The organism is Brachyspira sp., assembly GCF_029258575.1.
Taxonomy (GTDB): domain Bacteria; phylum Spirochaetota; class Brachyspiria; order Brachyspirales; family Brachyspiraceae; genus Brachyspira.
On the sequence record NZ_JARHYI010000073.1, the window covers coordinates 1 to 4,726 of the forward strand.

Annotated in this window: 4 protein-coding genes; all 4 read right to left on the minus strand. The window is 30.2% G+C overall.

Features of this window, described 5'->3' with window-relative positions:
• The coding region (locus tag Q1J76_RS06025) for a motility associated factor glycosyltransferase family protein (protein ID WP_300368301.1) at positions 1–985 on the minus strand (985 nt) is incomplete at its 3' end.
• 50 nt (positions 986–1,035) lie between these two features.
• Positions 1,036–1,926 (minus strand): polyprenyl synthetase family protein, encoded by an 891-nt coding sequence (locus Q1J76_RS06030; RefSeq protein ID WP_300368305.1) that lies wholly within the window; start codon positions 1,924–1,926, stop codon positions 1,036–1,038.
• A gap of 153 nt (positions 1,927–2,079) precedes the next feature.
• On the minus strand, positions 2,080–3,345 hold the full coding sequence (locus Q1J76_RS06035; RefSeq protein ID WP_300368308.1) for a cell surface protein: 1,266 nt from the start codon (positions 3,343–3,345) through the stop codon (positions 2,080–2,082).
• A gap of 68 nt (positions 3,346–3,413) precedes the next feature.
• Positions 3,414–4,658 carry a sialidase family protein gene (locus Q1J76_RS06040; RefSeq protein ID WP_300368311.1) on the minus strand — a complete coding sequence of 415 codons (1,245 nt, stop codon included), beginning with the start codon at positions 4,656–4,658 and terminating at the stop codon, positions 3,414–3,416.
• Positions 4,659–4,726 lie beyond the last annotated feature (68 nt).

A 4,726-nucleotide genomic window follows, 5' to 3' on the forward strand; every position in this document is an offset into this window, starting at 1 on the left:
TTGCCAATGGAAATATAGAATCTATAAAATATATAGAGCCATTAAATGATTCTACAGCCTCATGATCAACAGATGACTCTGCTATTAATACAGTATCTTCAAAATGAATATTCCTGAAATATTTAGAATTTTTCTTTTGAGGGTCTATAGTGATAACAAAATGAGGAGATATTCCATGAGAAGATAAAGGCTTCATTGCCGTATCAACTGCTATTATAATTGCTTTGTTTTTTATATCATGTAATTTTCTTATATTTTTTTCTAATGAAGGACCTGCAGATACTATTACTGCTGGAATATTTTTGTATTTATTAAAAAATTTATTAACTCCGTAATGAGAGGCAATTTCAACAGCGTTAGAAGCTATATTATAAGCCCAAAGTTTATCGAATCTTGAAATAGTGTTTATATTAATGATCTTTTTATCTACTATTGATAATACTTTGCTTTGATAATGTGTAGCCTCATCTTGAAATATAGAAGCATAAGATCTTGTAATGAAAAATTTTACTTTTTTTGTCGTTGTGATTGATATAAACTTCTCTATATCTTCATCATCATTACCGCCTATAAAGAAAGTTATTTTACCGTCTTCAAGTATTTTATCTAATTTGAAATTATATATTAAAGAATTAAAAAAATTTATATTAGGCTCAATTACAACAATAGGAACATTTAATTTTCTAACGGCATTAATAAGGTATCCTCCTCCTATACCGAATATAAATACTAAATCTAATTCTTCATCATTTTCTATTTCTTTTATTAAAGTGTCAGCTTCTTTTACTGGATCATAAGCACTATGAAGAAGTATAGTTTTTCCATTCTTTGTTGCTTTGCCTGATAACTTTTTAGATTTTGTTTCTATAACTTCTAAAGTGATACTTGACTCTTTAGTATTTTCAAGCATATTCAAAAAATCATAAGGATATGCTTTGATATTTTTATTTATTGCTTCTAAATTTATTTTTCTAATTTCACTCATAATATATTTTTATTAATTTTATTTTTTATAATAGGGTTTTTATTATAATTTTATGATTTTCTTTCTATTATATAGTTAGCTAATTCTATTAAAATCTTTTTAGCTTCGCTTTCTTCATAAGGTTTTATATATTCAATAGCATTCTCTACAACTTTTTTAGCTTCTTCTTTAGCTCCTTCAAGTCCGAACTGCTTAACATATGTAAGTTTTCCTTCCTTTTCATCTTTACCAACAGTTTTACCTAAAGTTTCATTATCAGAAATAACATCAAGTATATCGTCTTGTATTTGAAAAGCTAATCCTATTGCTTCACCGTATTTTGTTATGTTTTCTATATCATTTTCATTTATATTTTCAGAAGCCATTGCTCCTAGTCTTATTGCTCCTCTAATCATAGCACCAGTCTTTTTTGCATGAAGTATTTTTAACATATCAAAATTAATTTCTTTCTCTTCATAATATAAATCTATAAACTGCCCCATAACCATACCATTAATTCCTGCAGCATAACTTAATTCAAATAGTAATTTTCTTAATGTGCTGTCTTTAACATCTGCCTTTGATAATATCTGAAATGCATGAGTGAAAAGTCCGTCGCCAACAAGTATAGCATTAGCCTCTCCGTATTTTACATGAGTAGTAGGTTTTCCGCGTCTTAAATCATCATTATCCATAGCAGGTAAATCATCATGAACTAAAGAATAAGTATGTATAAGCTCTAATGATATAGCAGGTATTAAAGCCTTTTTATAATCGCCGCCAAAAAGCTCGCATGCCAAACATGTGAGTATAGGTCTTAATCTCTTTCCGCCTGCATCCAATGGGTATTTAAGCATTTCTATAAAGCCATTTTCTAATTCAATATTGCTTTTATCAAATACATTTTCAAGAGTTTTTTCTATATCTTCAAGTCTTATATTCATATATTCTTTAAGATTCATATATTTTTATCCTAATTTTAATGATTTTCTACTATTATATAGCAATAATATATATATAGCAATAAAATATAAAGTTTTATTAAATAAAAAAGAACCGCCTATAAAATATAAGCGGCTCTAAATATTTAGAAGAAAAAATTTATTTTTTAATTATTAAAAGTAATAACTTATTCCTGTTTTAGCATTAAGAACTAATTTTGTACTGCTAGGACTAGCTAAATCACCAGCAACAGTAGCACCGCCTGTCTGTATTTCTGTGTACCACTCTAAATCTTTAACAGGTCTTATATAAAGCTCTGCATAAACTACATAACCTAAAGTATAGAAAGGATTCATTCTTCTTTCCCTAGTTGCTGGATCAGGATAATTTTCTGTACCTTGAGTATATATCTCTTTAGCATTAACTATAGTTAAAGATAAAGCAGGTTCAAAATAGAAAGTAATATTTTCATCAGCTGAAGTGGCAGTAAAACCAATAGGTAATGCAAGCCCTATTCTATAAGGATTTTTAGCATAATATTGAGAAGGCATAGAGGCAATATATCCGCCTTGTAAATTACCTTGATTTAAATCAGCTTGAGCCCCCCCCGCTCCTATAACCGCACCTGTACCGCCAGGATCACTAGGTATAAAGCCTTTAGCAGTAATATAAAAACTATCATATATTCTTGATGAGTTTTCAATGTTGTTGAATTTAGTTGCTAAAGCAGTATCAAATCTCATTCTAAATATAGGTTCTATTTTTACTCTTTCAGTTTGTATTTTGAAATACATTCTAAATTCTCCGCCTATAGATTGCTGAGTAAAATTAATATTTGGGTTATTAATTTCTTTTATAGTAGAATTACCATAATTAAAGAAGAATCTTAAATGACTTAAAAAAGGAGAATCATAAAAATAATATCTTCCTTCTATAGCAGTAGATACAACTATAGTACCCCTTAAGCTTTTTCCATCAACATAAGAATCCTGACCAACGCCTATAGAAACAGGTATATTGATTCTAAATGCATCGTTCAAAGCTGTAAAAGTAAGTATAGGAGTATGCACCATATATGTAGGAGATTTCCAAGTGAATTCATAACCTGCAGCAATACCGAATAAATCGGAATCATAACCAAAAGCTGCTAATGCAGAGGGTACAAATTTTGTAATTCCATATCTATCTTTATTATTGGCATTTGTTCCTTGAGTAGATGGATCCCCTGTATTATTGAGTATCATACCTGCAAAATTATCAGCACCTGTAAGTCCAGCTGCAAATCTCCAATTCCTTGTACCAGAAAGTACACCGAATCTATCAGTCCTTATTTGAACTTGATTGGAATGTACTAGTATATCCATCATATTATCAGATTTATAATAAGCAAAAACATTTAATGTGCTTAAAATAAACAGTATTAATATTATTTTTTTCATTTTTTCACCTTATTTATTTTTTAAGGGCTTTGATAAATTAAGATAAAAGCCCTATTATTTTTTATTAATTAATATTTTTCATCATATACTTGTTTACCGTCAGTTAGCCAAGAAAGATTAAATCTTCTAAATACCATATCATAATTACCTCCGCCTGTTTGTCCAACATTTGGTTCTTCAGCATACGTTACTATAGTACCATCAGGCAATACATCTATGGAAGGATAACAAGCATTACCTGACTGTATTACTTTTTGAGCTGCATCCCAAGATTTACCTTCATCTTCACTCATAACAACTGTAAGTGTATTTCTTCCTGTTGAATTACAATTTATATGTAAAAGTCTACTTTTTTTATGTCCGCTATTAACAGATGTATATCTTACACCTTCAGCATTAGCTCGTCCATCTTGTAAAAATGTATCAGTTGAAACTTTCCAATTAACACCTTTATCTGAAGATGTGAACCATAATCTAGCACCAGCTGAATTGGGTCTTACAGACATTAATATATCCCCATTATCTAATTCAGCCACTACTTTTGGTTCATCTTGTTGATTATTATTTTCAGCTATACCTCTTACAGACCAATTGTTTCCATTATCTGTAGACACAATTATAGCAGCCCCTTTTTTACTGTTTCCTTTATCTCCAACTAACATAGCTCCCATTAATGTACCGTCTTTCATTGTTAATCCTCTTCCAGAAGCAGCAAATCCTTTATTATAACCCTTTTCCATCATTTTAGAATCTTTAAAAATAGGATCTTGAACTTCTTTCCATTCAGACCAAGTTAATCCATCATCTGTACTTCTTGACATTGTTACTTTAGAATCACCGCCTACACCCTGATTCCAAGCTCCGCCTGCTGCTGCGAGTACTACCAAATCTCCATTATTACATGAAAATATTAATGGATCTCCATGAGCCTGCGATTGACTTGTAGCTTTTGGAGGTATAGTAATAGCTTCCCCCCAAGTTTTACCCCCGTCTTCACTTCTTTTTAATACTATATCAATGTTTCCAGAACCAGCAAAACCTACATCTGATTCTGATGATTTTCTGCTATCTGATACTGCTATTAAAGTATTTTTTTTTGAAACAACTATACCAGTAATTCTATAAACATCTCCATTTTTAGTATCAAATAAAGTTTGATGAATTTCCCAAGGGGATTGTTGCTGTTCTGTGGTTAAAAACCAGTTTGGTTTTCCACCGCCTCCTCCCGGACCTGTTGTAGCTTTGTTGCTACAAGAAATTGCAAATACTAATGCACATACTAATGCAAAAGATTTAGTAAAATTTTTTTTCATAAGTATAAACTCCTCTAAAAATTAAATTTATATTGCGGACATTTAATGGGTAAATGCCTAAATAACAG